The organism is Pseudomonas sp. JBR1 (assembly GCF_028198185.1).
Classification (GTDB): Bacteria; Pseudomonadota; Gammaproteobacteria; order Pseudomonadales; family Pseudomonadaceae; genus Chryseomonas; species Chryseomonas oryzihabitans_E.
Window position 1 is genome coordinate 1,093,263 of sequence record NZ_CP116340.1, and the last position, 26,672, is coordinate 1,119,934.

Genomic DNA, 26,672 nt, shown 5'->3' on the forward strand with positions numbered 1-26,672 from the left:
GCCTTCCATGACCGTGCTGACCTCCACCCTGAACCGCCGCACTCCGGACTACCAGCGCAACGCCGCCGCCATGGCCGAGCAACTGGCCCGGCTCGACCAGCTCCTGGCGCGCATCCGTGAAGGCGGCGGCGCCAAGGCCCAGGCGCGCCATACCGCCCGCGGCAAGCTGCTGCCCCGCGAGCGCATCGACCAACTGCTGGACCCCGGCTCGCCCTTTCTGGAAATCGGCGCCCTGGCGGCCCTCGACGTCTATGAGGACGAGGTGCCAGCGGCCGGGGTGGTGGCCGGTATCGGCCGCATCGAGGGCGTCGAGTGCATGATCATCGCCAACGACGCCACCGTGAAAGGCGGCTCCTATTATCCGCTGACGGTAAAGAAGCATCTGCGCGCCCAGGCCATCGCCCTGCAGAATCGCCTGCCCTGCCTCTATCTGGTGGATTCCGGCGGTGCCAACCTGCCGCGCCAGGAGGACGTCTTCCCCGACCGCGAGCACTTCGGGCGGATCTTCTTCAACCAGGCGACCATGAGCGCCCAAGGCATCCCACAGATCGCCGTGGTGATGGGCTCCTGCACGGCCGGCGGCGCCTATGTGCCGGCGATGAGCGACGAGACCATCATGGTGCGCCAGCAGGCCACCATCTTTCTCGCTGGCCCGCCGCTGGTGAAGGCGGCGACCGGCGAGGTGGTCAGCGCCGAGGAACTGGGCGGCGCTGATGTCCATTGCCGCATTTCCGGCGTGGCCGACCACTATGCCGAGAACGACACCCATGCCCTGGCCCTGGCGCGGCGCTGCATCGCCAACCTCAACTGGCGCAAGCTGGGTGACCTGCAGCTCAAGGCGCCAGTCGCCCCGCTGTATCCGGCCGAGGACCTTTACGGCCTGGTCCCGACCGATCCCAAGCAGCCGCTGGAGGTACGCGAGGTAATCGCCCGGCTGGTGGACGGCAGCGTCTTCGACGAATTCAAGGCGCAATTCGGGACCACGCTGGTCTGTGGCTTCGCCCATCTGCAGGGTCATCCGGTGGCCATCCTCGGCAACAACGGCATCCTCTTCGCCGAATCGGCGCAGAAAGGTGCGCACTTCATCGAACTTGCCTGCCAGAGACGCATCCCTCTGCTCTTCCTGCAGAACATCACCGGCTTCATGGTCGGCAAGAAATACGAGGAAGGCGGCATTGCCAAGCACGGCGCCAAGCTAGTCACCGCAGTGGCCTGCGCCCGGGTGCCCAAGTTCACCGTGATCATCGGCGGCAGCTTTGGCGCCGGCAACTACGGCATGTGCGGTCGCGCCTACGATCCTCGCTTCCTGTGGATGTGGCCCAACGCACGCATCGGCGTGATGGGTGCCGAACAGGCGGCCGGAGTGCTGGTGCAGGTCAAGCGCGAACAGGCCGAACGTGCCGGCGAGCCCTTCGACGATGACGAAATCACGCGCATCAAGGCGCCCATCGTCGAGCAGTACGAGCGTCAGGCCCATGCCCACTATTCCAGCGCGCGGCTGTGGGACGACGGGGTGATCGACCCGGCCCAGACCCGCGAGGTCCTCGCCCTGGCCCTGTCGGCCAGCCTCAACGCCCCTCTCGAGCCGACGACCTTCGGCGTCTTCCGGATGTAGGCCATGACTGACTTCCACACCCTGGATCTGACCCGCGACCCGCGCGGCTTCGCCACCCTCTGGCTCGACCGTCCGGACCGCCACAACGCCCTGGATGCACGGATGATCGCGGAACTGGGCACAGCGCTCACCGAGATCGCCGCCGATGCCGAGCTGCGCTTTCTGCTCGTACGCGGGCGCGGCCGGCACTTCTGCGCGGGTGCCGACCTGGCCTGGATGCAGGCGTCCGCTACCCTGGACGCGGCCGCCAACCAGGCCGACACCGAGCGCCTGGCCGAGGTGATGTATCGCCTGCAGACCTTGCCGATGCCCACCCTCGCCGTGGTGCAGGGCGCAGCCTTTGGCGGCGCCGTGGGTCTGGTCAGTTGCTGCGACCTGGCCGTGGCTGCCAGTGACGCCACCTTCTGCCTGTCGGAGGTGCGCATCGGCCTGGTGCCCGCCGTCATCGGCCCCTTCGTCATCCGCGCCCTGGGCGAACGGGTGGCACGGCGCTACATGCTGGGAGCCGAACGCTTCTCCGGCGCGCGCGCGGCCGAGCTGGGCCTGGTCGCCGAGACCGCGCTCGCCGCCGACCTGGAGCCCCTCGTGGACGCCTGGATCGCCCGCCTGCTGGACAACGGTCCTCAGGCCTTGCGGGCCTGCAAACGGCTCCTGGCCGGCGCCGGCGATGGTGTGCCGAGCCCCGCTGTGCGCCAGTTCACCGAGGGCCTGATCGCCGCGGTCCGCGTCACCCCTGAAGCCCAGGAAGGCCTAGCCGCCTTCCTGGAAAAGCGCCGCCCCGCCTGGCAGGAGACCACGCCATGACCTTCGACCGTCTGCTCGTCGCCAACCGAGGCGAGATCGCCTGCCGGGTGATGCGCACCGCCAAGGCCCTGGGCCTGGGCACCGTCGCCGTGCACAGCGCCATCGACGCCAGGGCACGCCATGTGCGCCAGGCCGACCTGGCGGTAGACCTCGGGGGCGCCAAGCCGGCCGACAGCTACCTGGCCGGCGAGCGGATCATCGCCGCCGCCCTCGCCACCGGCGCCCAGGCCATCCATCCGGGTTATGGCTTTCTGTCCGAGAACGCCGCCTTCGCCGAGGCGGTGGCCGCGGCGGGACTGGTCTTCGTCGGGCCACCCGCCGCGGCGATTCGCGCCATGGGCAGCAAGTCCGCCGCCAAGGCGCTGATGACCGACGCCGGGGTACCCCTGGTGCCGGGCTATCACGGCGAGGACCAGTCCCTCGCCACCTTTCGCGACGCCGCGGCGCGCATCGGCTATCCGGTCCTGCTCAAGGCCACCGCCGGCGGTGGCGGCAAGGGCATGAAGATCGTCGAGCGCGAAGCGGACCTGGCCGAAGGTCTCGCCTCCGCCCAGCGCGAAGCGCTCTCGGCCTTTGGCGATGCGCGGATGCTGGTGGAGAAGTACGTGCTGCAACCGCGTCACGTGGAGATCCAGGTCTTCGCCGACGGGCACGGCCATTGCCTCTATCTCAACGAACGCGACTGCTCCATCCAGCGCCGCCACCAGAAGGTGATCGAGGAGGCCCCCGCGCCCGGCCTCACACCTGAGCTACGGCGGGCCATGGGCGAAGCCGCGGTACAGGCGGCCCAGGCCATCGGCTATGTGGGCGCCGGCACCGTGGAATTCCTGCTCGACGCCCGCGGCGACTTCTTCTTCATGGAAATGAATACCCGGCTGCAGGTTGAGCATCCGGTCACCGAGGCCATCACCGGCCTGGATCTGGTGGCCTGGCAATTGCGCGTCGCCGCCGGCGAGGCGCTGCCCCTCACCCAGGCCCAGGTGCCCCTGCACGGCCATGCCATCGAGGTACGGCTCTATGCCGAGGACACCGACCAGGGCTTTCTGCCAGCGTCGGGCACCCTGCAGCTCTATCGCGAGCCGACGCCCGGTCCGGGGCGGCGCGTGGACAGCGGCGTGGAGGAAGGCGACGAGGTATCGCCCTTCTATGATCCCATGCTGGCCAAGCTCATCGCCTGGGGCGACAGCCGCGAACAGGCGCGCCAGCGACTGCTGGCCATGCTTGATGAAACCGCGGTGGGCGGTTTCGCCACCAACCTCGCCTTCTTGCAGCGCCTGCTTGCTCATCCAGCCTTTGCCGCGGCCGAGCTGGATACCGGCTTTATCGAGCGTTACCGGGATGCCTTGCTGCCCGCGCCCGGGGAGCTGCCGGAGGCCTTCTGGACCCAGGCGGCCCAAGCCTGGCTGGCGACGCTGCCGGCCGCTGCCGATCCGACGTCGCCCTGGGCTTCCCGCCAGGGCTGGCGCCTGGGTGGACCGCCACTTGTCTCACTACGCCTGGCCTGTCGCGGCGAGGTGCGCCCCGTCACCCTGCCCGGTTCGTCGGCGGTCGAGCTGAGCGGTGATCGCCTCCATTGGCATGCAGACGACATCCGCCAGAGCGCCCGCTTCTATCGCCGTGGCCAGACACTGTTCCTCGAATGGGAGAATCGTTTCGAAGCCGTTACCTGGGCCGATCCCCTCGCCGAGGTCGCGCGCCAGGCCGATGCCGGTGGGCTCACGGCGCCGATGAACGCCAGTGTGGTAGCCGTCTCGGTGGCGGTGGGCGACAGCGTGGACGCCGGTACGCCGCTGGTGGTCCTGGAGGCGATGAAGATGGAACACAGCATCCGCGCGCCCCGCGCCGGCGTCGTGACCGCGCTGTTCTGCAGCCCTGGCGAACTGGTGGCCGAGGGCACAGCCCTGGTGGAACTGGAGGAGGCGGCACCATGAGCGATGCCCTGCCGTCCCGGGTGCGGGTGGTCGAGGTCGGGCCACGCGATGGCCTGCAGAACGAACCCCAGGCGCTTGGCATTGCCGAGCGCATCCAGCTGTGCGAGGCCTTGGTCGCTAGCGGTGTGCAACATCTGGAAGTGGGCAGCTTCGTTTCGCCCAAGTGGGTGCCGCAGATGGCCGGGACCGCCGAGGTGCTGGCGGGACTGGGCCGCCCGGCGGGCGTGGTCCGCTCGGTACTGGTGCCCAATATGAAAGGCTTCGAGGCTGCCCTGGCGGCGGGGGTAGATGAAATCGCCGTCTTCGCCGCCGCCTCGGAGGGCTTCTCCCAGCGCAACATCAACTGCTCCATCGCAGAGAGCCTGGCGCGCTTCGTGCCAGTGGTCGAGGGCGCGCGGGCGGCGGGGATCCGGGTGCGAGGCTATGTATCCTGCGTGCTGGGCTGCCCCTACGACGGCGAGATCGCACCTGATCAGGTGGCGAGCGTGACGCGCGAGCTGCTGGAGCTGGGCTGCGCCGAAGTCTCCCTGGGGGACACCATCGGCGTCGGTACCCCCGGCCGAACCCGGGCGCTCTGGCAGCGGCTGGGTCGGGAGTTGCCGCTCACCCGGCTGGCCGGGCATTTCCACGATACCTATGGCCAGGCCCTGGCCAATGTCTATGCCAGTCTGCTCGAAGGCGTCACGGTGTTCGACAGTGCCATCGCCGGCCTGGGGGGCTGCCCCTATGCCCAGGGCGCCAGCGGCAATGTCGCCAGCGAAGACCTGGTCTATCTGCTCGACGGCCTGGGCATCGCGACCGGCCTCGACCTGGACCGACTCATCGGCGTAGGCCAGGCGGTCGCCAATACCCTGGGGCGCCGCTATGGATCCCGCGTGGGGCGCGCTCGCGCCACGTCGGCCGCCCGCTAACGTCTCCGTTTACAAAGCGGCAGCGGTCAGCCATGGCAAGCGTCGGAGCTTGCTTCCATAATGACCGTTTACCCGCTCCAAGGATCTGTTTTGGCCAGGAAGTCCCGACGTGAACTCGCCCAGCTCGATGGCACCGAGCTGCCCCTTACCGTCCGCGAGGTCGCTCTCGCTGCCGGAGTGTCGCCCATTACCGTATCCCGGGCGCTGCACCGCCCGACCCTGGTGAGCGCTGCCACCCGCGAGCATGTCCTGGCCGTGGTCAAGGAGCTGGGCTACGTGCCCAATCTGCTGGCGGGCAGCCTCGCCTCCAGTAAGAGCCGGCTGGTGGCCATCCTGTTGCCCACCATCGCCAACTCCATCTATGCCACGGTGGTGCAGGCGATCATGGAACGCCTAACCGAGGCCGGCTATCAGGCGCTGATCGGGCCCACCGGCTATTCCCCGGAAAAGGAAGAGGAGCTGCTCGAAGCCATCCTCGGCCGCCGACCCGATGGCATCGTACTTACCGGGACCCTGCACACCCCGGCGAGTCGCGAGCGCTTGGCGGCGCTGAACGTTCCGGTGGTAGAGGCCTGGGATCTGAGCGAAGAAGCCCTGGACATGCAGGTGGGCTTCTCCCATGAGCAGGTCGGTGTCGCCCTGGCCGACCACTTCGTCGCCCGCGGTTATCGCCGCTTCGGGGTGATCTCGGTGGACGATCCCCGTGCCATGCGCCGCAACCTGGCACTGCAGGCGCGGCTGGCCGCCCTAGGCGTCACCGAGGTGCCCATGGAAGTCCTGCCCCTGCCGGCCACCTGGGAGGTCGGTCGCATCGGCCTCGCGCGGTTGCTGGCAAGGCCCGAAACACCGGAGCTGGTGCTATGCAGCTCCGACACCCTGGCGTTGGGCGTGGTCGCCGAGGCCACCAGCCGCGGTCTGCGGATTCCCGAGCAGCTGGCCGTGATCGGCTTCGGCGACACCACCAATGGTCGTTTCGCCAATCCGGCGCTGTCCACGGTCAGCGTCAACGCCGATGCCATGGGTCACCGCGTCGCCCAATCGCTGCTCGATCGGCTGACCGGCGATCAGCGGACCGTCCGCCTGGATACCGGCTTCGTACTGATCGAACGGCAGAGCTCCTAGGGCGGTAGTCCAGGCGTCACCCACACCATTTTTGACGGCACTTTTTTGACCTGGCAGGCATCGCTCTTCTTGCAACAGCCCTGCCGTGACTCGTCATGGCGCCTGGCGCAGATCGCCAATCGCTCAACCATGCCTGTGCGATTTTTCGAAGCACTACACTGATCAGCTTTTTACGCTCCGCCACAGATTTACCAGTTGAATGATAGCGTTATCTGTTTAATGATAACGCTATCGTTGTCAGACGACTTACAACTTAAGGCCGCTGCTCGATCTCCGCCCGCACACAAAAACAACCAGTGGGAAATATCATGCAAGACACCAAGCAGACGCGCGTCCGCTATCTGATCCTGTTCATGCTGTTCGTGGTGACCACGATCAACTATGCGGACCGCGCCACCATCGCCATCGCCGGCTCCAGCCTGCAGAAAGACCTTGGCATCAGCGCCGTCTCCCTCGGCTACGTCTTCTCCGCCTTTGGTTGGGCCTATGTGCTCGGTCAGATCCCGGGCGGCTGGCTGCTCGACCGCTTCGGTTCGAAGAAGGTCTATGCCGCGAGCATCTTCACCTGGTCGGTGTTCACCCTGCTGCAGGGCTACATCGGTGAATTCGGCATCGGCACCGCGGTATTCCTGCTGTTCGCCCTGAGATTCATGGTCGGTCTGGCCGAAGCCCCCTCCTTCCCCGGCAACGCCCGCATCGTCGCCGCCTGGTTCCCCACCAAGGAGCGCGGTACCGCCTCGGCCATCTTCAACTCCGCGCAATACTTCGCCACCGTGCTGTTCGCGCCGTTGATGGGCTGGATCGTCTACACCTTCGGCTGGCAGCACGTCTTCGTGGTGATGGGCGTACTGGGCATCGCCTTCTCGGCAGTCTGGATGGCGGTGATCTACAGCCCGCGCGAACATCCCCGCGCCAATGCCGCCGAGGTCGAGTACATCGCCAGCAATGGCGGCCTGGTCGACCTGGACACCCCCGGCAAGAAGAGCGAAGGGCCGAAGTGGAGCTACATCGGCCAGCTGCTGACCAACCGCATGATGGCCGGCATCTACCTGGGCCAGTTTTGCATCAACGCCCTCACCTACTTCTTCCTCACCTGGTTCCCCGTGTACCTGGTGCAGGAACGCGGCATGACCATTCTCAAGGCCGGCATCATCGCCTCCCTCCCGGCGATCTGCGGCTTCATCGGTGGCGTGCTGGGCGGGGTGATCTCCGACTACCTACTGCGTCGTGGCAACAGCCTGAGCGTAGCGCGCAAGACCCCCATCGTCGCCGGCATGCTGCTGTCGATGAGCATGATCCTGTGCAACTACGTCGACGCCGACTGGATGGTGGTGGGCTTCATGGCCCTGGCCTTCTTTGGCAAGGGCATCGGCGCCCTGGGCTGGGCGGTGGTCTCCGACACCACGCCCAAGCAGATCGCCGGTCTTTCGGGTGGCCTGTTCAACACCATCGGCAACCTGTCCTCCATCAGCACCCCGATCATCATCGGCTACATCATCGCCGCCACCGGCTCCTTCAAGATGGCCCTGGTGTTCGTCGGTGCCAACGCCCTGGTGGCCGCCATCAGTTACCTGTTCGTCGTGGGCGAGATCAAACGCGTCGAGTTGCGCGGCGTCACCACGCCGCCTGCCGAAGCCCCGCTCGCCGCTGAAACCTCTCGCTGATCGACAAGGAGCCCGACCATGACTCAATTCAATGCCTCCCCAGCCCTGCACACCGGCACGCCCGTGGTCACCTCGCTGGAAGTCGTCCCCGTTGCCGGCCAGGACAGCATGCTGCTCAACCTCAGCGGCGCTCACGGTCCTTACTTCACCCGTAACGTGCTAATCCTCAAGGACAACGCCGGTCGCACCGGCGTGGGCGAAGTACCCGGCGGCGAGACCATCCGCCAGACGCTGGAAGACGCCCGCCAATTCCTCATCGGCCAGCCGCTGGGCCAGTACCAGCGCATCCTCGGCCAGGTCCGCCAGGCCTTTGCTGGCCGCGATGCCAGCGGCCGCGGCCTGCAGACCTTCGACCTGCGCGTCACCATCCATGCGGTGACCGCCATCGAAGCCGCCCTGCTCGACCTGCTCGGTCAGCACCTGGAGGTACCAGTAGCCGCCCTGCTCGGCGAAGGCCAGCAGCGCGATGCCGTGGAGATGCTCGGCTACCTGTTCTATGTCGGCGATCGCAACAAGACCACCCTGGACTACCGCAGCGAAGCCGAGAGCGACGACGCCTGGTTCCGTGTGCGCAACGAAGAGGCGCTGACTCCCGAGACGGTGGTACGCCTGGCCGAGGCCGCCTATGACCGCTACGGCTTCAAGGACTTCAAGCTCAAGGGCGGGGTGCTCAGCGGCGACGCCGAGATCGAGGCGGTCACCGCCCTGGCCGAGCGCTTCCCCGAGGCACGCGTCACCCTGGACCCCAATGGCGCCTGGTCGCTCAAGGAAGCCATCCGCCTGTGCCGCGACCAGCACCACGTGCTGGCCTATGCCGAAGACCCCTGTGGCGCCGAGAACGGCTACTCCGGTCGCGAAGTCATGGCGGAGTTCCGTCGCGCCACCGGCCTGCCCACCGCCACCAACATGATCGCCACCGACTGGCGCCAGATGGGCCATGCCATCCAGCTGCAATCGGTGGACATCCCCCTGGCCGATCCGCACTTCTGGACCATGCAGGGTTCGGTGCGGGTGGCGCAGATGTGCAACGACTGGGGCCTGACCTGGGGTTCGCACTCCAACAACCACTTCGACATCTCCCTGGCCATGTTCACCCATGTCGCCGCCGCGGCGCCGGGCAAGATCACCGCCATCGACACCCACTGGATCTGGCAGGATGGCCAACGCCTCACCCGCCAGCCGCTGGAGATCAAGGGTGGCCTGGTCGAGGTGCCGCAGCAGGGTGGCCTGGGCGTGGAACTGGACCTGGACGCCCTCGCCCGCGCCCACGAGCTGTACAAGACCAAGGGCCTGGGTGCGCGGGACGACGCCATGGCCATGCAATTCCTCTCGCCCAACTGGACCTTCGATAACAAGAAGCCCTGCCTGGTGCGCTGAGCCGCTTCCGCCCGCCAGCAACGACCGCTCCGAGCCTTCGGGGCGGTCGCCTCTTCCGCTACAGCCTCCCGAAATACCTGGTTACAGCTACCGATAGCCTGCTAAGCGTTCGTTAAGCTCACCGGATCGACACTGAACTCACGGTATCTCGCAGCCCCGCCCGATACCTCCGCGGTTCCAGTCACTTTCGTATTCGGGAGAAGCACATGAACCTCAATCGTCGTATCGCCAAGAGCCTCCTCGTCCTGACCATCGCCCCTGTGTTTTCCACCGCCGCCCTGGCCGATGCCCGTCCCGACATTGCCAGCCAGCAGGTCGCCACCCTGCCGGCGATCTCCCAGCAAGGCCAATCGGCCTTCAAGGACGTGATCGCCGCACGCCAGGATCTCTTCGAAGGTCACGTCGATCAGGCCAAACAGCAACTGCGCGCCGCTGAAAGCGCGTTGCAAACCGCCCAGACCGACAAGACCGTCTATATGAAGGCCGCCAAGGACCTGCGTGGGCAGACCGGCCAAGCGGTCCCGGTAGCGGAGCAGGACGCCAAGGCCACCGCCTGGCTACCGATCTGGAGCGGCATGACGCTCAGGGACGACTATGTCGCCACCCCCGCCAAGAATCAGGCCGTGGCCCAGGCCAGTGACAAGATCCAGCACGGCGACACCCAGGGCGCCAGCGAGATCCTCAAGGTGGCCGGTGTCGATGTCGACTACTCCACCGCCGTGCTGCCCGCCCAGGAGGCCCTGGACCTGGTTCACAGGGCCAATCAGGAACTGGCCCACGAGCAGTTCTGGCAGGCCGGACTGACACTCAAGCAGGTGCAGAGCAGCCTGAAATACGACAACGCCAACGTCGACGTGACCCCCACCAGCTGGTTCTCCAGAACCACCTCGATCTTCACCCCGGTCGACAAGACCTGAGCAAACCCTCGCCCGCCGGGACCTTGCCTCCCGGCGGATTTCCCAAGGACTGAACAGCCTGAAAACGTTAACTTCAGCGTAACGGTTTCGCCTCCAGGTTGATTGAATGCCAGGCAGTCGAGGTCTAGGGTGGTTCCACGACAGGTGATTCGTGGAGACCACAATGACAACGACATCCTCCCCACCGGCTCGGATCGCCAGGCGCCGCAGCGACAAGCAGCAGCGCCTGGACCGGGTGGCCCGGCTGGCCGATGGCAAGGTGTTGCCCACCGCTTCAATCGTCGCCGCGCTGGAAAATCTGCTGGCCCCCGGTGACCGAGTGGTGCTGGAAGGCAACAACCAAAAGCAGGCCGATTTCCTCTCCCGCAGCCTGGCCCAGGTCGATCCGGCCAAGCTGCATGACCTGCACATGATCATGCCCAGCGTGGGTCGCGCCGAGCACCTGGACCTGTTCGAGCGCGGCATCGCCCGCAAGCTGGACTTCTCCTTTGCCGGTACCCAGAGCCTGAGGATCAGCCAGCTGCTAGAGGACGGCCTGCTGGAAGTCGGCGCCATCCACACCTACATCGAACTCTATGCCCGGCTGCTGGTGGACCTGATTCCCAAGGTGGTACTCAGCGCCGGCTTCATGGCCGACCGTGCCGGCAACATCTACACCGGCCCCAGCACCGAGGACAGCCCGGCGCTGATCGAGCCGGCGGCGTTCAGCGACGGCATCGTCATCGTCCAGGTCAACCAGCTGGTGGACGATGTCTCCGAGCTGCCACGGGTGGACATCCCGGCGGACTGGGTCGACTTCGTGGTGGTGGCCGACCGGCCTTTCTATATCGAGCCGCTGTTCACCCGCGATCCGCGCCACATCAAGCCGGTGCACGTGTTGATGGCGATGATGGCGATCCGCGGCATCTACGAACGCCACCAGGTGCAGTCGCTCAACCATGGCATCGGGTTCAACACCGCGGCCATCGAGCTGATCCTGCCCACCTACGGCGAGCGCCTGGGCCTCAAGGGCAAGATCTGCCGGCACTGGACCCTCAATCCGCATCCCACGCTGATCCCGGCCATCGAGAGTGGCTGGGTGGAAAGCGTGCACTGCTTTGGCACCGAGCTGGGCATGGAGGGCTATATCGCCCAGCGCCCGGACGTCTTCTTCACCGGTCGCGATGGCTCGCTGAGATCCAACCGGCTGCTCTGCCAGCTGGCCGGTCAGTACGCCGTGGACCTCTTCATCGGCGCCACCCTGCAGGTGGATGGCGACGGCCATTCCTCCACCGTGACGCGTGGTCGCCTCGCCGGCTTCGGTGGCGCGCCCAACATGGGCCATGATCCGCACGGTCGGCGTCACCCCACCCCGGCCTGGCTGGACATGCGTCAGCAGACCGGCGACAGCGCGCCTGCCCTGCTGGAACGCGGCAGGAAGCTGGTGGTGCAGATGGTCGAGACTTTCCAGGAAGGCGGCAAACCCACCTTCGTCGACACGCTGGATGCGGTGGAGGTGGCGCGCAAGAGTGGCATGCCGCTGGCGCCCATCATGGTCTATGGCGACGACGTCACCCACCTGCTCACCGAAGAAGGCATCGCCTATCTCTACCGGGCGCGCTCGCTGGAGGAACGCCGGGCGATGATCGCCGCCGTGGCCGGGGTCACCGCCATTGGCCTGCGCAGCGACCCGGCCGAGGCCCGGCGCCTGCGCCAGGAAGGCCTGGTAGCCCTGCCCGAGGACCTCGGCATCCGCCGCACCGACGCCAGCCGCGAGCTGCTCGCGGCCAAGAGCATCGGCGAGCTGGTGGAGTGGTCGGGCGGGCTCTATCAACCCCCCGCCAAGTTCAGGAGCTGGTGATGCGCGCCCTCGCCCGCCTTGCCCCGTCACCCGCCGAGCGCCTGGCCGAGCTGGCCGTTTCCGCCCTGGTGGACGAAGCCGAACTCTCGCCCAAGCCGGCCCTGGTGGATCGCCGCGGCCAGGGCGCCCACAGTGACCTCAGTCTTGGCCTGATGCTGACCTCGGCCCAGGCCCTGCAGCCCTGTTTCCAGGCCATGGCCGAAGCCGCAGAGCGAGGGCTGCCTGCCGCCGAACTGCGCTGCCTGATCGGCCAACTGGGGCGTGACGGCGAAGCCGCCATGCTGCAGGTCACCGGCGGGGTCAACACCCATCGTGGCGCCATCTGGGCGCTGGGGCTGCTGGTGACGGCGGCGGTACATGAACGTCCGACTTCCGCCCAGGCGCTGTGCCTGGCGGCCGGTCGCCTGGCCAACCTGCCCGATCCGGGAGCACCCCAGGCCGCGCCCAGCCATGGCCAGCGCGTCGCCCAGCGCTATGGCGTTGGCGGCGCCCGGGCCGAGGCCGCTGCAGGCTTCCCCGCCATCCACCAGCGCGGCCTGCCGCAGCTGCGCGCCAGCCGCCAGGCCGGTGCCGGCGAGCAGAACGCTCGCCTGGATGCACTCCTGGCCATCATGACCGCGCTGGACGATACCTGTGTGTTGCACCGCGCCGGCCCCGCAGCCCTCACCAGCATGCAGCAGGGTGCCCGCGCCGTGCTGCAGGCCGGGGGCAGCGCCAGTCTCGCCGGTCGCCGCCAGCTGCTGACACTGGACCGCCAGTTGCTGGCCGCCAATGCCTCCCCCGGCGGCGCCGCCGATCTGCTGGCCGCCACCCTTCTCGTCGATCGCCTGGAGCCCCGGCTCCCTGGAGACCTCTGATGGAACACTTCACCTGCAGCTATCCGGCCAGCCAGCGCCGCCAGGGTCGCGCCCTGGTGGGCTGTGTCGGTTCGGGGGACCTGGAAGTCCTCCTCGAACCCGCCAACGCCGACTTCACCCTCAAGGTGACCACCTCGGTCAACGGCAGCGAACCACGCTGGCGCGCCCTCTTCGACCGGCTGTTCGCTACCCGCGAGGACCTGCCGGCCCTGACCCTGGACATCCATGACTTCGGCGCCACCCCCGGGGTGGTACGCCTGCGCCTGGAGCAGGGCCTGGAAACCCTCGACCTGGAGGAAAGCACCCATGGCTGAAGCCCCTCTTCCCGATGTCCAGGAGCTGCTGCACAGCCGCAGCTTCGTCGAACTCGGCGCCCGCGAGCGGGCCCGTGTGGTGCTCGATGCCGGCAGCTTTCGCGAGCTGGTCGGACCCTTCGAGCGGCTGATGTCGCCGTGGTTGCCCAAGCAGGGCATCGTTTGCCAGGCCGATGACGGCGTGGTGGTGGCCAAGGGGCTGATCGACGGCCAGCCCGCGGTGGTCTGCGCCATCGAGGGCGCCTTCCAGGGCGGCAGCATGGGTGAAGTGGGCGGCGCCAAGATCGCCGGTGCCCTGGAGCTGGCGCTGGAAGACAACCTCGCCGGTACCCCGACCCGCGCCGTACTGCTGCTGGAAACCGGCGGCGTGCGCCTGCAGGAAGCCAATCTGGGCCTAGCCGCCATCGCCGAGATCCAGGCGGCCATTGTCGCCCTGCGCAACCATCAGCCAGTGATCGGCGTCATCGCCGGCAGCGTTGGCTGCTTTGGCGGCATGTCCATCGCCGCCGGCCTATGCAGCCAGCTGATCGTCACCCGCGAGGCACGCCTCGGGCTCAATGGCCCCCAGGTGATCGAACAGGAAGCCGGCATCGAGGAATACGATTCCCGCGATCGCCCCTTCATCTGGAGCCTGACCGGCGGCGAACAGCGGGTCGCCACGGGTCTAGCCGACGTCTTCGTCGCCGACGACAGCACCGCCGTGACCGCCGCCATACGCCAGGGCTTCGCGGACGGCGGTGCAGCTCCCCTACGCAGCCAGCAGGCCGAGGCCTATCTGGCACGCCTTGCCGACCTCGACACCGGCCCCCAGGCGGATGCCGCGGCGGTCCGCCACCTCTATGCGGGAGACCAGCCATGAGCACCCAGCCTTCGCAACGCGGCCTGACCTGGTTCCAGGCCCTCGCCGGCCAGGGTGAAACCGTCACGGGCCTGCCCGCCTCCCTGCGCGTCGCCGACCTCGAACTGGCCGGCCGGCCCGCACGCTGGCTGGCCGTGGTGCCCGATACCGACAATCCCTTCCCTCACGCCCGGCAGGGCGAGGTCGGCCTGCTGGAAGGTTGGGGCCTGGCCCGGGCGATCCAGCAGGCCGTCACCCAGGATCGCGACGCCTCGGTAAAACGCACGTTGATCGCCCTGGTGGACGTGCCCAGCCAGGCCTATGGCCGGCGCGAAGAAGCCTATGGCATCCATCAGGCCCTGGCCGGAGCCGCGGGTGCCTATGCCGAGGCGCGCCTGGCCGGCCACCCGATATTGGGCCTGCTGGTGGGCAAGGCCATGTCCGGGGGCTTTCTGGCCCACGGCTACCAGGCCAATCGGCTGCTGGCCCTGCGTGATCCCCAGGTGCAGGTGCACGCCATGGGCAAGGCCTCGGCCGCGCGGGTGACCCTGCGCAGTGTCGAAGACTTGGAGCGCCTGGCCGCCGACATCCCGCCCATGGCCTACGATCTGGACAGCTATGCCTCCCTGGGCCTGCTCTGGCGCCAGCTGGAGGTCGCTCTGCCCGACCAGCCCTCGGCCGCCGATCTGGAGCAGGTACGCCAGGCCCTGGCCGAGGCTCAGGCCGATGTGCTCGCCAGCGGCACCACCGATCTCAAACTGCGTCTGGACGGTGCCAATCGCGCGGCCTCTCGCGAGGTGCGCGAGCGCCTGCGGGCAGGTTGGAAGGCGTGATGAGCGGGCGGATGGGCCCGTTGGGCTTCGCTGATGCTCAACCCAACCTACCGGATACCCCCATAGGTTGGGTTGAGCGCAGCGAAGCCCAACACAGGCCCCACGACCTCATCTGGGGCCTGACCCCGGACGCCTTGCCCGCGCACGCTCCACTCTGGGCCCACCAAGTCGCCCAGGCCGGCCTGCCGGTGGTGGTGCGCCGAGCGGTGCCAGTGCCTGGCCGCATCCCCGTCGGCCTGCGTGGTGCCACCCGCGCCGAGCGCTTGGCGGCCTGGCTGGCACCGACCGCCGTAGTGCAACAGCGCACGCCTGAAAACCTGCGGATCGCGGAGGGCTGCCGCGATCTACCTGTCTTCGACACCCTGGCCCGCGTGCAAACCCTGCTCGATGACCTGGGGCTGCCCTGGGGTCCTACCGGTGCTGCCGGTTACGAACTGGCCTGCGGCTGGCCGGCGCTACATGCCGGGAGCGATCTGGACCTGCTGGTCCGCTGCGATGTCCCGCTGCCTCGCGACCAGGCACGAGCGCTGCTGGCGTCGCTGCAGGCGCAGGCCCTCTGCCGGCTGGACATCCTCCTGGAAACCCCGCATGGCGGCGTCGCTCTCGCCGATTGGGCTGGACGGACCGCTCGGGTATTGCTCAAGACCGACGCCGGCCCCTGCCTGGTGGACGATCCCTGGCAACGGGAGCGCGCCGCATGAGCACCCTCTTCCAGTTTCCCGGCCAGGGCGCCCAGCGTCCCGGCCTGCTGCATGCCCTGCCCGCGAACCCCGAGGTCCGACGCACCCTGAAGGAAGCGGCCAAGGTGCTGGAGGCCGACCCCCTGAGCCTGGACACCGCGCACGCCCTGGAACACACCCGCGCCGTCCAGCTGTGCCTGCTGATCGCCGGCGTCGCCACCGCGCGCCTGCTGCTGAATCGCGGACCGGCGCCGCAGCTGGTGGCGGGTCTGTCCATTGGCGCCTATGCCGCGGCGGTGGTGGCCGAGGCCCTGGACTTCGCCGACGCCCTGCGCCTGGTGGCCCTTCGTGGCGAGCTGATGCAGACGGCCTATCCCAAGGGTTACGGCATGCTAGCCGTGCTCGGTCTGGACCGCGGCACGGTGGAAAGCCTGGTCGCCAATCACCATCGGCCTGACGCGCCGCTGTACCTGGCCAACGCCAATGCCGAGCAGCAATACGTGGTGGCGGGTAGCGACGCCGGTCTGGCAGTGCTGTCCGAGGCAGCGCGCACCCAGGGCGCCGCAGCGGCCAAGCGCCTGGCCATGAGCGTGCCCTCTCACTGCCCGCTGCTCGCCGAAGCCGCCCAGACACTCAACCAGGCCTTTGCCGAGGTCGAGCTACGTGCGCCTCGGCTGGCCTATTTGAGTGGGACTTCCGCGCGGCGGCTGGTGCGCGCCGAGCAACTGCGTGACGACCTGGCCTTCAACATGGCGCGGCCCATCGAATGGCACGCCACCCTGGAAGCCGCCCGCGAGCGCGGCGTGCGCCTGGCTATCGAACTGGCGCCCGGCAGCGTCCTCAGCCAACTGGCCAAGCGCGTCCTGCCTCCGGCTGGCGTACTGGCCTGGCAGGATACCCACCCCGAGACCCTGGACGCGCTGCGGCGCGAGGAGGCGGCACGACTAGACTGAGCATTCCCCATACGGCGGCTGCCTTCACCCCAGCCCTCTCCTGAGGGAGAGGAGGTAAAAGCGAGGACAGTGGCCAGGCTTCACCCCACCCCAAGCACAACCGAGGAAAACAACAATGATCATCTACGGTGTCGCTTTACTCTCTCTCTGTACCCTGGCCGGTATCTTCATCGGCGAGGTCCTGGGCTGGCTCATCGGGGTCCCCGCCAACGTCGGTGGCGTCGGCATCGCCATGTTGCTGCTGATCTTCTTCAGCAGCTGGATCAGCAATCGCGGCACCGGACTCAAGGCCAAGACCGAGCAGGGCGTGGAATTCTGGAGTGCCATCTACATTCCCATCGTGGTCGCCATGGCGGCGCAGCAGAACGTGGCCGGGGCCCTGCACAGCGGACCCATGGCCATCCTCGCCGGCCTCGCCGCGGTCGGTATCGCCTTCGCGCTGGTCCCGGTGATCGACCGCCTGGGACGCAAGAAGCCGGCAACCGCCGCCACCGCCCCCCTTAGCCAGACCGCCCGGTGACCACCATGCTGATCGAAGCCCTGAGCAAGACCACCCAGTCCTATGGTTTGATCGCCTCATTCGCCATCATCGGCGTCATCATGTGGGTCTCCTACTGGCTCTCCGACAAACTGACGCGCGGCCGCCTCCACGGCTCCGCCATCGCCATCTTTCTCGGGCTGCTGCTCGCCTATGTGGGCGGGGTCATCAGTGGTGGCCAGAAGGGTCTGGTCGACCTGCCGCTGCTAGGCGGCCTGGGCCTGCTCGGCGGTGCCATGCTGCGCGATTTCGCCATCGCCGCGACGGCCTTTGGCGTGAACATGCGCGAGCTGCGCGAGGCCGGCATCGCCGGGGTCGTCGCCCTGCTCCTGGGCGTGCTCTCGTCCTTCATCGCCGGCGTCGCCATCGCGCTGGCCTTTGGCTACACCGACGCCGTGAGCCTGACCACCATCGGCGCGGGCGCGGTGACCTACATCGTCGGCCCGGTCACTGGCGCGGCCATCGGCGCCAGCTCCGACGTCATGGCGCTGTCCATCGCCGCCGGCCTGGTGAAGTCCATCGTGGTGATGATCGCCACCCCCTTCCTGGCGCCCTACATCGGCCTGAACAATCCGCGCACCGCCGTGATCTTCGGCGGCCTGATGGGCACCTCCAGCGGCGTGGCCGGGGGCCTTGCGGCCACCGATCCGCGCCTGGTGCCCTATGGTTGCCTGACTGCGGCCTTCTACACCGCCCTGGGTTGCCTGCTCGGTCCTTCGTTGCTGTTCCTGGCGACTCGCGCCGTCGTGGGCGGTTGAGAGCCTGGTCTAGCCGCGGGCATACATCCGGCATTCGGCGACGAAGGCCAGCAGATTGGGGTCGCGCTCGCGGCTACGCAGGAACACCGCACCAATGCGCTGCTGGAGGCGATAGCGCGGCGCCAGGGGCAACAGCTTGAGGCGGTTCTGGTAGACCGCCTCGACCCGCCCGGGCAGCAGCGCGTAGCCCACCCCGGAGCTGACCATGCTCATCAGCGAGAAGATGTCGTTGACCTGCATGATCACCTCCGGCTCGAAGCCGGCCTGGGCGAACACCTGGCGCCCGTCGCGAAAGGTGGCGAAGCCCTGGGTCAGGGTCACGAAGGGCACGCCGGCGAGGTCACGCAGGTCGACCTCGGCCTGGTCGGCGAAGGGCGAATCACTGGGCGCGGCGAGAAAGATGTCGTCACTGAACAGCTCCACGCTTTCGCAGTCGGCATCCACCACGGCGTCGTCCAGGGCCACCAGCATGGCGTCCAGCTTGAAGTCGTGCAGTTGCTCGGCGAGATCGGCGTTGGAGCCCAGCACCAGATCGATGTTGAGTTCGCTGCGCCTGAGCTTGAGCCCCATGATCAGCTGGGGCACGGTCTTGACCGTCAGCGAATAGAGTGCCCCCAGACGAAAGCGATCGGCCGAGAAGCCCGCCGCCTGGCGCGTGAGCCGTATCGTCTCGGCCAGGTCCTGCATCAATCGTTCGGCACGGGCCTCCAGCACGAAGGCGCCGTCCAGCGGCGTCAGGGTGCGCCCCTCGTGCTTGAACAGCGGGCAGCGCAGGGCGTTTTCCAGCGAGTGGATGGCCCGATGCACGCTGACATGGCTGGTGCCCAGTTCAGCGGCGGCGCGTGCCAGGTTGCGACTGCGCATGAAGGCCAGAAAGATCTCCAGCTTGCGCAGGGTAAGTTCGTCGGTATCGGACATGGCGGCCAGCGGGCGAGGAAGACAGCTGCTCACCTTGCCCGGATGGGCGGGCGGCGTCGAGGCCCGTGGCGGACTGGTCGTGAACGTCGGCACACCGTACCCTGCCCTGGCCTCGAAACAGGTCTGGGATCTATGCAACTGGAATGGCTGGAAGACTTCATCGAACTGGCGCGCACCCGTAGCTTCTCGCGTGCGGCGGAAAACCGCTTCGTGACCCACCCGGCTTTCGGCCGACGTATCCGAGCCCTGGAAGACTGGTGCGGCGCTTCGCTGATCCGTCGTCAGCAGCCCATCAGCCTGACGCCCGAGGGCCTGCTGCTGCTGGAAACGGCGCGCGAGGTGGTCGATCGGCTGAGCGAATGCCGCTCGCTGTTCCAGGGCGCCGCCCTGCAGCGCGAACAGCCGATCCGTATCGCCACGGGCCGTACGCTGGCCAGCGACTTCTTTCCGGAGTGGTACGACAGCCTCAGTGCGCGCTTCGGCGAGTTTCCCGTCTCGCTCATTACCAGCGGTGCCCAGGAAGCCATCAGCCGACTGGCCGCGGGCGATGCCGATCTGATGCTGATCTTCAGCAGTCCGCTGACCGAACGACTGCTCGATCCGGCACGCTTCGATACCCTGGTCATCAGCCAGGACGAACTGCTGCCCGTGAGCGCGCCGGATGCCGACGGGCAACCCCGCCACCGTCTGGACGATGGCGCTCCCGCCGTACCTTGGCTGGCCTTCGCACCGTCGCTGGCCCTGCGTGGCGTCCTGGCGCGGCATCTCGCCCGCCTGCCGGGCAAGCTGGCCATGCGCATGATCTACCAGGCCGACTCCTACCCCGCCATCCACCAGATGGCCCGACGCGGCCACGGCCTGGCCTGGTTGCCCCGCATGGTGGTACGGGAGTCCCTGGCCCAGGGCAGTCTGGTGCTGGCGGGATCGACCGGTCTGGTCGCCACCTTCGACATCTGCCTGCATCGGCTGCGCGGTCGCCACGATGAGCGCCTCGAACGCATCTGGCAGACCCTGGCAGAAAGCGCCCCATAACGGTGCACGGCGAAATAATCGGCTCCAGGCACTCCGCCAGCACGCAGGCTCTTGAGCCCCTGTGCCCACTTGGCCCTCAGTTGTGCCGAAACGGCAATTGAGCCACTGCCCAACCATGACCCAAGGTTGAACCTCACTCGTGAAGGCGCCGCCACCCTCGGCCGCGCTCCGCTAAGGGGAACCAGGCCATGTCGCACTCCATATCGACCCTTGCCAGCGCCGAGGCTGGCGCACCAGCCCGGCGCGGCTCCTGGAAGGAAATCTGCGCGGCCGGCATCGGCAACGCGCTGGAATTCTACGACCTGCTGATCTACGGCTACTTCGCCGTCATCATCAGCCGGCAGTTCTTTCCTGCGGAGAATGAAACCACCTCCCTGCTGCTGAGCGTGGCCACCTTCGCCATTTCCTTCATCATGCGGCCTCTGGGTGCCGTGGTGCTGGGCTCCTATACCGACCGCCGCGGTCGCAAGGCCTCGCTGACGCTGTCCATCGCCCTGATGATGATCGGCACCCTGCTGATGACCTGCGTGCCCACCTACGGCCAGATCGGCCTGCTGGCGCCGCTGATCGTGATCATCGCGCGGATGCTGCAGGGCTTTTCCAGCGGCGGCGAGTTCGGCGCCTGCACCGCCTTCATGGCCGAGAACGCCACCGAGGGACGGCGCGGCTTCTTCGCCAGCTGGCAGCTGTCCACCCAGGGCCTGGCCACGGTCTTCGCCGCCGGCGTGGCGGCGGTCCTGAGCTATGTGCTCAGCCCGGCGCAGCTGGACGACTGGGGCTGGCGCCTGGCCTTCGGCATCGGTCTGCTGATCGGTCCTATCGGCCTGTATATCCGCCGGCAGATGGATGAAACCCCCGAATTCAAGGCGCTGGCCCGCCGCGAAGGCCCGGAGCCGACCCCGGTGCGGGATCTGCTGAAGGCCGACTGGCGCGTGCTGCTGCTGTGCATCGGCGTGGTGTCCGGCGCCACCGCCTTCAACTACGTGCACAAGCTGTACATGCCCACCTACGCCATGAAGCAACTGCACATCGCCGCCACCTCTTCCTTTCTGGGTGCCTTCATTACCGGCCTTGCCATCATGCTGATGTCTCCTGTGTTCGGCATCCTGTCCGATCGCTTCGGCCGCCTGCGGGTGCTGGGTATCGCCATGACCCTGGTCGGCCTGTCGTCCTATCCGCTGTTCCTGCTCCTCAACGCCCTGCCCTCCATCACCACCCTGCTGCTGGTGCAAGCGCTGGTGGGCGTCTTGATCGCCGCATCCCTCGGGCCGATCCCGGCGATGCTGGCCGATGCCTTTCCCACCCGTACCCGCGGCTCGGGCCTGTCGCTGAGCTACAACTTCTCGGTCACGGCCTTTGGCGGCTTCGCCCCGTTGGTGGTGACCTGGATGATCAACAGCAGCGGCGACAACCTGGCCCCCAGCTATTACGTGATAGCCACCGCCGCCCTGAGCCTGGTCTCGATCCTGGCGCTGACCCGCGCCCGGCGCCACGTTCCGTCCTGATCCATCGCCGGGGCCCGGCCCCGGCCTGCCCACCCTAGGAGCCTGCCATGACCACTCTCGCCCAGATCCGTGCCGGTCTGCCCCGCTACCCCATCGAAGTCGCGTTTCCGGACGTCGACCGCTGGAAGACCGGCAACACCGGCATCGACTACGTCCACACCTTCGACAGCGGCGTCGAAGGTCCTCACGTGGCCATCATGGCCCTGACCCACGGTAACGAGGTCAGCGGCGCCATCGCCGTCGACGAGTTGCTGAGCCGGGGTATCCGTCCGCGCCGCGGCAAGCTGACCCTGGCCTTTGGCAACGTGGCCGCCTATCACGCCTTCGACCCGGACGACATCGACGCCACCCGCTACCTAGAGGAGGACATGAATCGCGTCTGGCTGCCACAGCGCCTCCAGGGTCCGGCCACCACGGCAGATCTGGCGCGTGCCCAGCAACTGCGCCCGCTGATCGACGAGGTCGACTGGCTGCTGGATATTCATTCCATGCACGAGCATTCCGCGCCGCTGATGATGACCGGCCCCCTGGAAAAAGGGCTGCGTCTGGCCGCCCAACTGGGTACACCGGAATTCGTCATCGCCGACGCCGGGCATCAGAACGGTCGGCGCCTGCGTGACTTTGGCGGCTTTGGCGAAGGCGATAGCCCCAAGAACGCCCTGCTGATCGAAACCGGCCAGCACGTGCTGGCCGTGAGCCGCCAGATCGCCCTCGATTGCGTCGCGCGCTTCCTGCTATTGGCCGAGGTGGTGGATGAAGCTGCGGTAGCCGACCTGTTACAGGTGGCCAAGCCGGTGCGCCAGCGCTTCCTGCGGGTGACCGATGCCATCGTCGCAGACACCCTGGACTTTCGCTTCACCCAGGACTTCAAGGGTCTGGAGACCATCGCCGAAGCGGGCACCCTCATCGCCACCGACGGCGAGCGCGAGATCCGCACGCCCTACGCCAACTGCGTGCTGATCCAGCCTTCGATTCGCCATCTCGGCAGCGGCGTCACCGTCGTGCGCCTGGCGCGGGAACTGGGCGAGGACGAAGTGCCGCGCTGAGTCGGGGAGTGAAGCGCTGCAGGTGCCGCTTGTCACACTGTCTTAGCAGGAACGAGGGTGATCCTTCGACCACTAAGGCACCTGCAGCCGCTCCCGGAGCAAGGCGACGAACGCCTGGGCCGCCGGGGTGAGGCTGCGGCCGCTGGGGGTCAGGATGCCCAGCGGCCGGGCCAGGCTTTCGCCGCGGACCGGCAGGGCCACCACCGGCGCCTCGCCGCCCGCCGATTCCGGCAGCAGGGCCAGGCCCTGGCCTGCCGCCACCAGAGCCAGCAGGGTGCTCATGTAGTTGGCTTCCAGCGCCGCCACCAGGCGCAGGCCGGCGGCGGCGAAGGCGAAGTCCAGGCACTCGCGCACGCTGCTGTCGCGTCCGGTCAGCAGCAAGGGGACGGCGTCGAGTTCGGCCAGGGTGATTTCCGTCCGCTCCGCCCAGGGATGGTCGCGGGGTACGAACAGCTGCAGGTGATCGACGTACAGCGGCTGAAAATCGAGTCCCACGGCGCGCGGGCGGACGCCAATGCCGAGATCGACATGACCTTCGCGCACCAGGGCCTCGACCCGTCCGGCCACCACGTCCTGCAAGCGGATCTCGATGGCCGGATGGCGCGCCTGAAAGACCCTCAGCAGTTCTGGAAAGGGTCCCATGAAAAACGACGGCAAGGCGGCCAGGGTGACCCGCCCCCGGCGCAGGCCGGCTAGGTCCCGGGCGTGGGTCTGGACATCGCCCAGGTCCACCAGGACCCGTTCCAGGGGGCCGCGCAGCTCTTCACCCGCGGTGGTCAGCTGGACCCGCCGCGGGGTGCGTTCGAGCAGCTGCACCTCAAGCCAGGCTTCGAGCTGCTGGATCTGCACGGTGAGCGCGGGCGGTGACAGGTGCAACTCCTCTGCGGCGCGGGCGAAGGAGCCATGGCGGGCCACGGCGAGAAAGGCCTGCACGTGCTGGAGCAGATTCTTCATTTTGTTTTTCTGAACGCTGCTTCGGAAGATTCCAATTTACAGGAGATCAGGCGTCTTCGAATACTGCGGGCACAACAACAAAACCTCCCGTGTGCCCGCTCGCCGCGCCACGGTCCAAGGAGTCCGCCATGCTCGCCCTGCTCGGTGTCGTCACCATTCTTGCGTTGCTCGTCGCGGTCATGAGCAAACGCGTTTCACCCCTGGTCGCCCTCATCGTCATCCCCATCGCCGCCGCCCTGATCGGTGGCTTCGGCCTGGGGACCAGCGCCTTCATCATCGCCGGGATCAAGGGCGTCGCCCCGGTGATCGGCATGTTCGTCTTCGCCATCCTGTTCTTCGGCATCATGACCGACGCCGGGATGCTCGACCCCATCATCGATCGCATCCTGCGCACCGTCGGCACCCGGCCGACGCGCATCGTCTGTGGCAGCGCCCTGCTCGCCCTGCTGGTGCACCTGGACGGCTCCGGCGCGGTGACCTTCCTGGTGACCATCCCCGCCATGCTGCCGCTCTATACCCGCCTGGGCCTGGATCGCCGCATCCTGGCCTGCGTCGCGGCCATGGCCGCCGGGGTCAACTTCCTGCCCTGGACCGGGCCGGTGCTGCGCTCGTCCGCCGCCCTGCACGTGCCGGTGGCCGATCTCTTCCAGCCGCTGATCCCCGTGCAGCTGGTGGGCCTGGCTTTCGTCTTCGCCAGTGCCTGGTGGCTCGGGCGCCGCGAGGAGAAGCGCCTGACCCTGGCCGGCCAGGCGCCCTGGCTGGACGCTGGTGGCGCGGGCGCTGCGCCGGAGCGGGTACTCAGCGACGCCGAGCGCGCCCTGCGCCGCCCTGGGCGTTTCTGGATCAATCTGCTGCTGACCCTGGTGGTGATGGGTGTGATGATCGCCGGCTGGGTCGATCCGGTGGTGATGTTCATGCTCGGCACCGTGGCCGCGCTGTGCCTGAACTACCCTTCGGTGGACGCTCAGAAGGCGCGGATCGACGCCCACGCCAAGACCGCCCTGACCATGGCCAGCATCCTCTTCGCCGCCGGCGTCTTCACCGGCATCATGCAGGGCAGCGGCATGCTCAAGGCCATGGCGCAGGTGGCGGTGGCCGGCATCCCAGCCGGGCATGGCCAACTGATCCCGGCGGTGGTGGGCTTCCTGTCCATGCCGCTGAGCCTGCTGTTCGATCCGGACTCCTTCTACTTCGGCGTCATGCCGGTGATTGCCGAGGTCGGCCGCAACCTGGGTGTCGACCCGGTGCAGGTGGCCCAGGCCTCGCTGCTCGGGGTGCACACCACCGGCTTCCCGGTCAGCCCCCTGACCCCGGCGACCTTCCTGCTGGTGGGCCTGTGCAAGCTGGACCTCGCCGATCACCAGCGCTTCACCATCCCCTTTCTGTTCGCGGCCTCCGTCCTGATGACCCTGACCGCCCTGCTCCTGGGAGTCTTCTAGATGACCCGTCTTCTTCGCATCGGCTGCGGCGCCGGCTATTCCGGTGATCGCATCGAGCCCGCCGTGGAGCTGGCCGAGCATGGCCGCCTCGACTACCTGGTGTTCGAATGCCTGGCCGAACGCACCATCGCCCTGGCGCAACAGGCGCGACTCGCCGATCCCGAGGCCGGCTTCGATCCGCTGCTGGAGGCGCGGATGCGGCGCATCCTGCCTCTGCTGCGCCAGGCGGACCGTCCGCGCCTGCGGGTGATCACCAACATGGGCGCCGCCAACCCGACCGCCGCGGCGCGCAAGGTCGCCGCCCTGGCCCGGGAGCTGGGCGTCACAGGGCTGAAGATCGCCGCGGTAGCCGGCGACGATGTGCTGGCCCAGCTGCCGGCCGACGCCCTGCTGGACAATGGCCAGACCCTGGCCGAACTGGGCGACCGGGTGATCTCGGCCAACGCCTACCTGGGGGTGGACGGCATCGTCCAGGCCCTGGAAGCGGATGCCGATATCATCGTCACCGGCCGGGTAGCCGATCCCTCGCTGTTTCTCGCCCCCCTGGTGCACGAGTTTGGCTGGGCCGCGGATGACTGGGAGCGCCGCGGACGTGGCACCCTGGTCGGTCACCTGCTGGAATGCGCCGGTCAGGTCACTGGCGGCTACTTCGCCGACCCGGGCTACAAGGACGTCCCGGACCTCGCCCGCCTTGGGTTTCCCCTGGCGGAAGTAGACGCCGATGGCCACGCCACCCTTACCAAGGTGGCCGGTTCCGGCGGCTGCGTGACCCCGGCGACCTGCACCGAGCAGTTGCTTTACGAAGTGCATGATCCAGCCGCCTACCTGACCCCCGACGTGACCGCCGATTTTTCCGGTGTCGCGCTACAGCAAGCGGACCCGGACCGGGTCGCCGTGAGCGGCGCCCGCGGCACCGCGCGGCCGGACCAGCTCAAGGTGTCGGTGGGCTATCGCGATGGCTGGCACGGCGAGGGCCAGCTCTCCTACGCGGGCCCCGGCGCCGTCGCCCGCGCACGACTGGCCGCTGCCGTGGTACGCGAGCGTTTGCAACTCTGCGGCGTACCGGTCGAGGAGCTGCGCTGTGAGCTGATCGGCTGCGACGCTCTCCATGGAGAGACGCTCGCTGCCCGGGCCTCCGGCGAACCCTGGGAGGTACGGCTGCGAGTCGTTGGCCGCTGCGCTACCCGCGCGGCGGCAGTGCAGATCGGCAACGAGGTGGAAACCCTCTATACCAATGGCCCAACGGGCGGCGGCGGTGCGACCAAGGCGGTGCGCGAGGTCATCGCCGTGGCTTCGCTGCTCTGGCCACGAACCGCCGTCACCCCCACCCTGGATCTGGAGACGCTGCCATGAAAGTACGCGAGATCGCTCACGTCCGTACCGGCGACAAGGGGGACACCTCGAACATGGCGGTGATCGCCTATCGCCGGGAAGATTTTGACCGCCTGCGCCAGGCCCTTACCGCCGAACGGGTCGCGGCCTGGTTCGCTGACAGCCGCCCGCCTGATGCCGCGCCCGTCCGCCGCTACGAGTTGCCGGCCCTGGGCGCGCTGAACTTCGTGCTGCCAGGCGCGTTGCGCGGGGGCGTCACCCGCTCCCTGGCCCTGGATGCCCATGGCAAGGGCCTGGGCGCAGCCCTGCTGGACCTGGAACTGGACGACTGATCAGGCGCGGCGCGATACCCAGCCTGGAGCGCCAACCTCGCCGCCCGGCTGGGTCGTCAACAGCGGTGCTTCTGTATCGAGTGACACCTGGGCCCCCTTGTGAAGGATCGAAGCTCGTCCTGTCACGAAGCTGCCATCAGTCCCCGGCAAGCTGGGGTCCCT

25 protein-coding genes are annotated in these 26,672 nt (G+C 67.8%); 23 read left to right on the forward strand and 2 right to left on the reverse strand.

Annotated elements, in window-relative coordinates; all coding sequences use genetic code 11:
• The first annotated feature begins 7 nt into the window (after positions 1 to 7).
• From PJ259_RS05295 to madM, 17 genes are all read left to right on the forward strand, one after another.
• Positions 8 to 1,615 (forward strand): carboxyl transferase domain-containing protein, encoded by a 1,608-nt coding sequence (locus PJ259_RS05295; protein WP_271654993.1) that lies wholly within the window; start codon positions 8 to 10, stop codon positions 1,613 to 1,615.
• 3 nt (positions 1,616 to 1,618) lie between these two features.
• Positions 1,619 to 2,419, forward strand: a complete 801-nt coding sequence (locus tag PJ259_RS05300) for an enoyl-CoA hydratase-related protein (RefSeq protein WP_271654994.1) — start codon at positions 1,619 to 1,621, stop codon at positions 2,417 to 2,419.
• Entirely contained in the window at positions 2,416 to 4,350 is a 1,935-nt protein-coding gene (locus tag PJ259_RS05305) for an acetyl-CoA carboxylase biotin carboxylase subunit (protein ID WP_271654995.1), read from the forward strand. The genes PJ259_RS05300 and PJ259_RS05305 overlap by 4 nt, the downstream gene beginning before the upstream one ends.
• Positions 4,347 to 5,261 carry a hydroxymethylglutaryl-CoA lyase gene (locus tag PJ259_RS05310; protein WP_271654996.1) on the forward strand — a complete coding sequence of 305 codons (915 nt, stop codon included), beginning with the start codon at positions 4,347 to 4,349 and terminating at the stop codon, positions 5,259 to 5,261. The genes PJ259_RS05305 and PJ259_RS05310 overlap by 4 nt, the downstream gene beginning before the upstream one ends.
• Positions 5,262 to 5,351: 90 nt before the next feature.
• Positions 5,352 to 6,383, forward strand: coding sequence for a LacI family DNA-binding transcriptional regulator (locus PJ259_RS05315; protein WP_271654997.1), 1,032 nt, complete (start codon positions 5,352 to 5,354; stop codon positions 6,381 to 6,383).
• Between the two features lie 308 nt (positions 6,384 to 6,691).
• Positions 6,692 to 8,047 carry an MFS transporter gene (locus PJ259_RS05320; protein ID WP_271654998.1) on the forward strand — a complete coding sequence of 452 codons (1,356 nt, stop codon included), beginning with the start codon at positions 6,692 to 6,694 and terminating at the stop codon, positions 8,045 to 8,047.
• An 18-nt stretch (positions 8,048 to 8,065) separates the two neighbouring features.
• Positions 8,066 to 9,424, forward strand: a complete 1,359-nt coding sequence (gene gudD, locus PJ259_RS05325) for a glucarate dehydratase (protein ID WP_059315053.1) — start codon at positions 8,066 to 8,068, stop codon at positions 9,422 to 9,424.
• 206 nt (positions 9,425 to 9,630) lie between these two features.
• Positions 9,631 to 10,341 (forward strand): YfdX family protein, encoded by a 711-nt coding sequence (locus tag PJ259_RS05330; protein WP_271654999.1) that lies wholly within the window; start codon positions 9,631 to 9,633, stop codon positions 10,339 to 10,341.
• Between the two features lie 163 nt (positions 10,342 to 10,504).
• Positions 10,505 to 12,181 carry a malonate decarboxylase subunit alpha gene (mdcA, locus tag PJ259_RS05335; RefSeq protein WP_271655000.1) on the forward strand — a complete coding sequence of 559 codons (1,677 nt, stop codon included), beginning with the start codon at positions 10,505 to 10,507 and terminating at the stop codon, positions 12,179 to 12,181.
• Complete coding sequence (locus tag PJ259_RS05340) at positions 12,181 to 13,038, forward strand: triphosphoribosyl-dephospho-CoA synthase (RefSeq protein WP_271655001.1); 858 nt, start codon at positions 12,181 to 12,183, stop codon at positions 13,036 to 13,038. Before mdcA ends, PJ259_RS05340 begins: the two co-directional genes overlap by 1 nt.
• Positions 13,038 to 13,352, forward strand: coding sequence for a malonate decarboxylase subunit delta (locus PJ259_RS05345; RefSeq protein WP_059315057.1), 315 nt, complete (start codon positions 13,038 to 13,040; stop codon positions 13,350 to 13,352). The genes PJ259_RS05340 and PJ259_RS05345 overlap by 1 nt, the downstream gene beginning before the upstream one ends.
• On the forward strand, positions 13,345 to 14,211 hold the full coding sequence (locus PJ259_RS05350; RefSeq protein ID WP_271655002.1) for a biotin-independent malonate decarboxylase subunit beta: 867 nt from the start codon (positions 13,345 to 13,347) through the stop codon (positions 14,209 to 14,211). The genes PJ259_RS05345 and PJ259_RS05350 overlap by 8 nt, the downstream gene beginning before the upstream one ends.
• Positions 14,208 to 15,023 carry a biotin-independent malonate decarboxylase subunit gamma gene (gene mdcE, locus PJ259_RS05355; protein WP_271655003.1) on the forward strand — a complete coding sequence of 272 codons (816 nt, stop codon included), beginning with the start codon at positions 14,208 to 14,210 and terminating at the stop codon, positions 15,021 to 15,023. The genes PJ259_RS05350 and mdcE overlap by 4 nt, the downstream gene beginning before the upstream one ends.
• An 11-nt stretch (positions 15,024 to 15,034) precedes the next feature.
• Positions 15,035 to 15,724, forward strand: coding sequence for a malonate decarboxylase holo-ACP synthase (locus PJ259_RS05360; protein WP_271655833.1), 690 nt, complete (start codon positions 15,035 to 15,037; stop codon positions 15,722 to 15,724).
• A complete protein-coding gene (gene mdcH, locus PJ259_RS05365; protein WP_271655004.1) occupies positions 15,721 to 16,656 on the forward strand; it encodes a malonate decarboxylase subunit epsilon in 936 nt (311 codons plus the stop codon). Before PJ259_RS05360 ends, mdcH begins: the two co-directional genes overlap by 4 nt.
• Positions 16,657 to 16,771: 115 nt before the next feature.
• The gene (gene madL / locus PJ259_RS05370) at positions 16,772 to 17,176 is read left to right on the forward strand and encodes a malonate transporter subunit MadL (RefSeq protein WP_271655005.1); all 405 of its coding nucleotides are present in this window, start codon (positions 16,772 to 16,774) and stop codon (positions 17,174 to 17,176) included.
• Between the two features lie 5 nt (positions 17,177 to 17,181).
• Complete coding sequence (gene madM / locus PJ259_RS05375; protein ID WP_434774293.1) at positions 17,182 to 17,952, forward strand: malonate transporter subunit MadM; 771 nt, start codon at positions 17,182 to 17,184, stop codon at positions 17,950 to 17,952.
• Positions 17,953 to 17,961: 9 nt separating this feature from the next.
• Here the strand turns inward: madM and PJ259_RS05380 are convergent, their stop codons facing one another.
• Positions 17,962 to 18,870: a LysR family transcriptional regulator gene (locus PJ259_RS05380; protein ID WP_271655006.1), complete on the reverse strand. Its 909-nt coding sequence runs from the start codon at positions 18,868 to 18,870 to the stop codon at positions 17,962 to 17,964.
• A gap of 132 nt (positions 18,871 to 19,002) precedes the next feature.
• Between PJ259_RS05380 and PJ259_RS05385 the strand changes: the two genes are divergently transcribed.
• The 3 genes from PJ259_RS05385 (at position 19,003) to PJ259_RS05395 (ending at position 22,453) form a co-directional block, all read left to right on the forward strand.
• A complete protein-coding gene (locus tag PJ259_RS05385) occupies positions 19,003 to 19,902 on the forward strand; it encodes a LysR family transcriptional regulator (protein WP_271655007.1) in 900 nt (299 codons plus the stop codon).
• Positions 19,903 to 20,090: 188 nt separating this feature from the next.
• Positions 20,091 to 21,407 (forward strand): MFS transporter, encoded by a 1,317-nt coding sequence (locus PJ259_RS05390; protein WP_271655008.1) that lies wholly within the window; start codon positions 20,091 to 20,093, stop codon positions 21,405 to 21,407.
• A gap of 47 nt (positions 21,408 to 21,454) precedes the next feature.
• Positions 21,455 to 22,453, forward strand: coding sequence for a succinylglutamate desuccinylase/aspartoacylase domain-containing protein (locus PJ259_RS05395; RefSeq protein ID WP_271655009.1), 999 nt, complete (start codon positions 21,455 to 21,457; stop codon positions 22,451 to 22,453).
• Positions 22,454 to 22,525: 72 nt separating this feature from the next.
• Here the strand turns inward: PJ259_RS05395 and PJ259_RS05400 are convergent, their stop codons facing one another.
• Positions 22,526 to 23,407, reverse strand: a complete 882-nt coding sequence (locus tag PJ259_RS05400; RefSeq protein WP_271655010.1) for a LysR family transcriptional regulator — start codon at positions 23,405 to 23,407, stop codon at positions 22,526 to 22,528.
• Positions 23,408 to 23,496: 89 nt separating this feature from the next.
• Between PJ259_RS05400 and PJ259_RS05405 the strand changes: the two genes are divergently transcribed.
• Genes PJ259_RS05405 through PJ259_RS05415 form a run of 3 tightly spaced genes read left to right on the forward strand, consistent with a single transcriptional unit; the run spans position 23,497 to position 26,510 of the window.
• Positions 23,497 to 24,846, forward strand: coding sequence for a CitMHS family transporter (locus PJ259_RS05405; RefSeq protein WP_333909679.1), 1,350 nt, complete (start codon positions 23,497 to 23,499; stop codon positions 24,844 to 24,846).
• The gene (locus PJ259_RS05410; protein ID WP_271655011.1) at positions 24,847 to 26,199 is read left to right on the forward strand and encodes an acyclic terpene utilization AtuA family protein; all 1,353 of its coding nucleotides are present in this window, start codon (positions 24,847 to 24,849) and stop codon (positions 26,197 to 26,199) included. It begins immediately after the preceding gene.
• Positions 26,196 to 26,510, forward strand: coding sequence for an AtuA-related protein (locus PJ259_RS05415; protein ID WP_271655012.1), 315 nt, complete (start codon positions 26,196 to 26,198; stop codon positions 26,508 to 26,510). The genes PJ259_RS05410 and PJ259_RS05415 overlap by 4 nt, the downstream gene beginning before the upstream one ends.
• Positions 26,511 to 26,672: the final 162 nt, after the last annotated feature.

Bases quoted from the DNA above. Each gene is read 5' to 3' on its own strand.
- mdcH (WP_271655004.1), top strand. From the start codon at position 15,721: ATGAGCACCCTCTTCCAGTTTCCCGGCCAGGGCGCCCAGCGTCCCGGC.
- madM (WP_434774293.1), top strand. From the start codon at position 17,182: ATGCTGATCGAAGCCCTGAGCAAGACCACCCAGTCCTATGGTTTGATC.
- PJ259_RS05410 (WP_271655011.1), top strand. From the start codon at position 24,847: ATGACCCGTCTTCTTCGCATCGGCTGCGGCGCCGGCTATTCCGGTGAT.
- PJ259_RS05345 (WP_059315057.1), top strand. From the start codon at position 13,038: ATGGAACACTTCACCTGCAGCTATCCGGCCAGCCAGCGCCGCCAGGGT.
- PJ259_RS05380 (WP_271655006.1), bottom strand. From the start codon at position 18,870: ATGTCCGATACCGACGAACTTACCCTGCGCAAGCTGGAGATCTTTCTG.
- PJ259_RS05320 (WP_271654998.1), top strand. From the start codon at position 6,692: ATGCAAGACACCAAGCAGACGCGCGTCCGCTATCTGATCCTGTTCATG.
- PJ259_RS05385 (WP_271655007.1), top strand. From the start codon at position 19,003: ATGCAACTGGAATGGCTGGAAGACTTCATCGAACTGGCGCGCACCCGT.
- PJ259_RS05310 (WP_271654996.1), top strand. From the start codon at position 4,347: ATGAGCGATGCCCTGCCGTCCCGGGTGCGGGTGGTCGAGGTCGGGCCA.
- PJ259_RS05415 (WP_271655012.1), top strand. From the start codon at position 26,196: ATGAAAGTACGCGAGATCGCTCACGTCCGTACCGGCGACAAGGGGGAC.
- PJ259_RS05330 (WP_271654999.1), top strand. From the start codon at position 9,631: ATGAACCTCAATCGTCGTATCGCCAAGAGCCTCCTCGTCCTGACCATC.
- PJ259_RS05305 (WP_271654995.1), top strand. From the start codon at position 2,416: ATGACCTTCGACCGTCTGCTCGTCGCCAACCGAGGCGAGATCGCCTGC.
- PJ259_RS05300 (WP_271654994.1), top strand. From the start codon at position 1,619: ATGACTGACTTCCACACCCTGGATCTGACCCGCGACCCGCGCGGCTTC.
- PJ259_RS05350 (WP_271655002.1), top strand. From the start codon at position 13,345: ATGGCTGAAGCCCCTCTTCCCGATGTCCAGGAGCTGCTGCACAGCCGC.
- PJ259_RS05390 (WP_271655008.1), top strand. From the start codon at position 20,091: ATGTCGCACTCCATATCGACCCTTGCCAGCGCCGAGGCTGGCGCACCA.
- PJ259_RS05295 (WP_271654993.1), top strand. From the start codon at position 8: ATGACCGTGCTGACCTCCACCCTGAACCGCCGCACTCCGGACTACCAG.
- PJ259_RS05360 (WP_271655833.1), top strand. From the start codon at position 15,035: ATGGGCCCGTTGGGCTTCGCTGATGCTCAACCCAACCTACCGGATACC.
- PJ259_RS05340 (WP_271655001.1), top strand. From the start codon at position 12,181: ATGCGCGCCCTCGCCCGCCTTGCCCCGTCACCCGCCGAGCGCCTGGCC.
- PJ259_RS05400 (WP_271655010.1), bottom strand. From the start codon at position 23,407: ATGAAGAATCTGCTCCAGCACGTGCAGGCCTTTCTCGCCGTGGCCCGC.
- gudD (WP_059315053.1), top strand. From the start codon at position 8,066: ATGACTCAATTCAATGCCTCCCCAGCCCTGCACACCGGCACGCCCGTG.
- PJ259_RS05395 (WP_271655009.1), top strand. From the start codon at position 21,455: ATGACCACTCTCGCCCAGATCCGTGCCGGTCTGCCCCGCTACCCCATC.
- mdcE (WP_271655003.1), top strand. From the start codon at position 14,208: ATGAGCACCCAGCCTTCGCAACGCGGCCTGACCTGGTTCCAGGCCCTC.
- mdcA (WP_271655000.1), top strand. From the start codon at position 10,505: ATGACAACGACATCCTCCCCACCGGCTCGGATCGCCAGGCGCCGCAGC.
- madL (WP_271655005.1), top strand. From the start codon at position 16,772: ATGATCATCTACGGTGTCGCTTTACTCTCTCTCTGTACCCTGGCCGGT.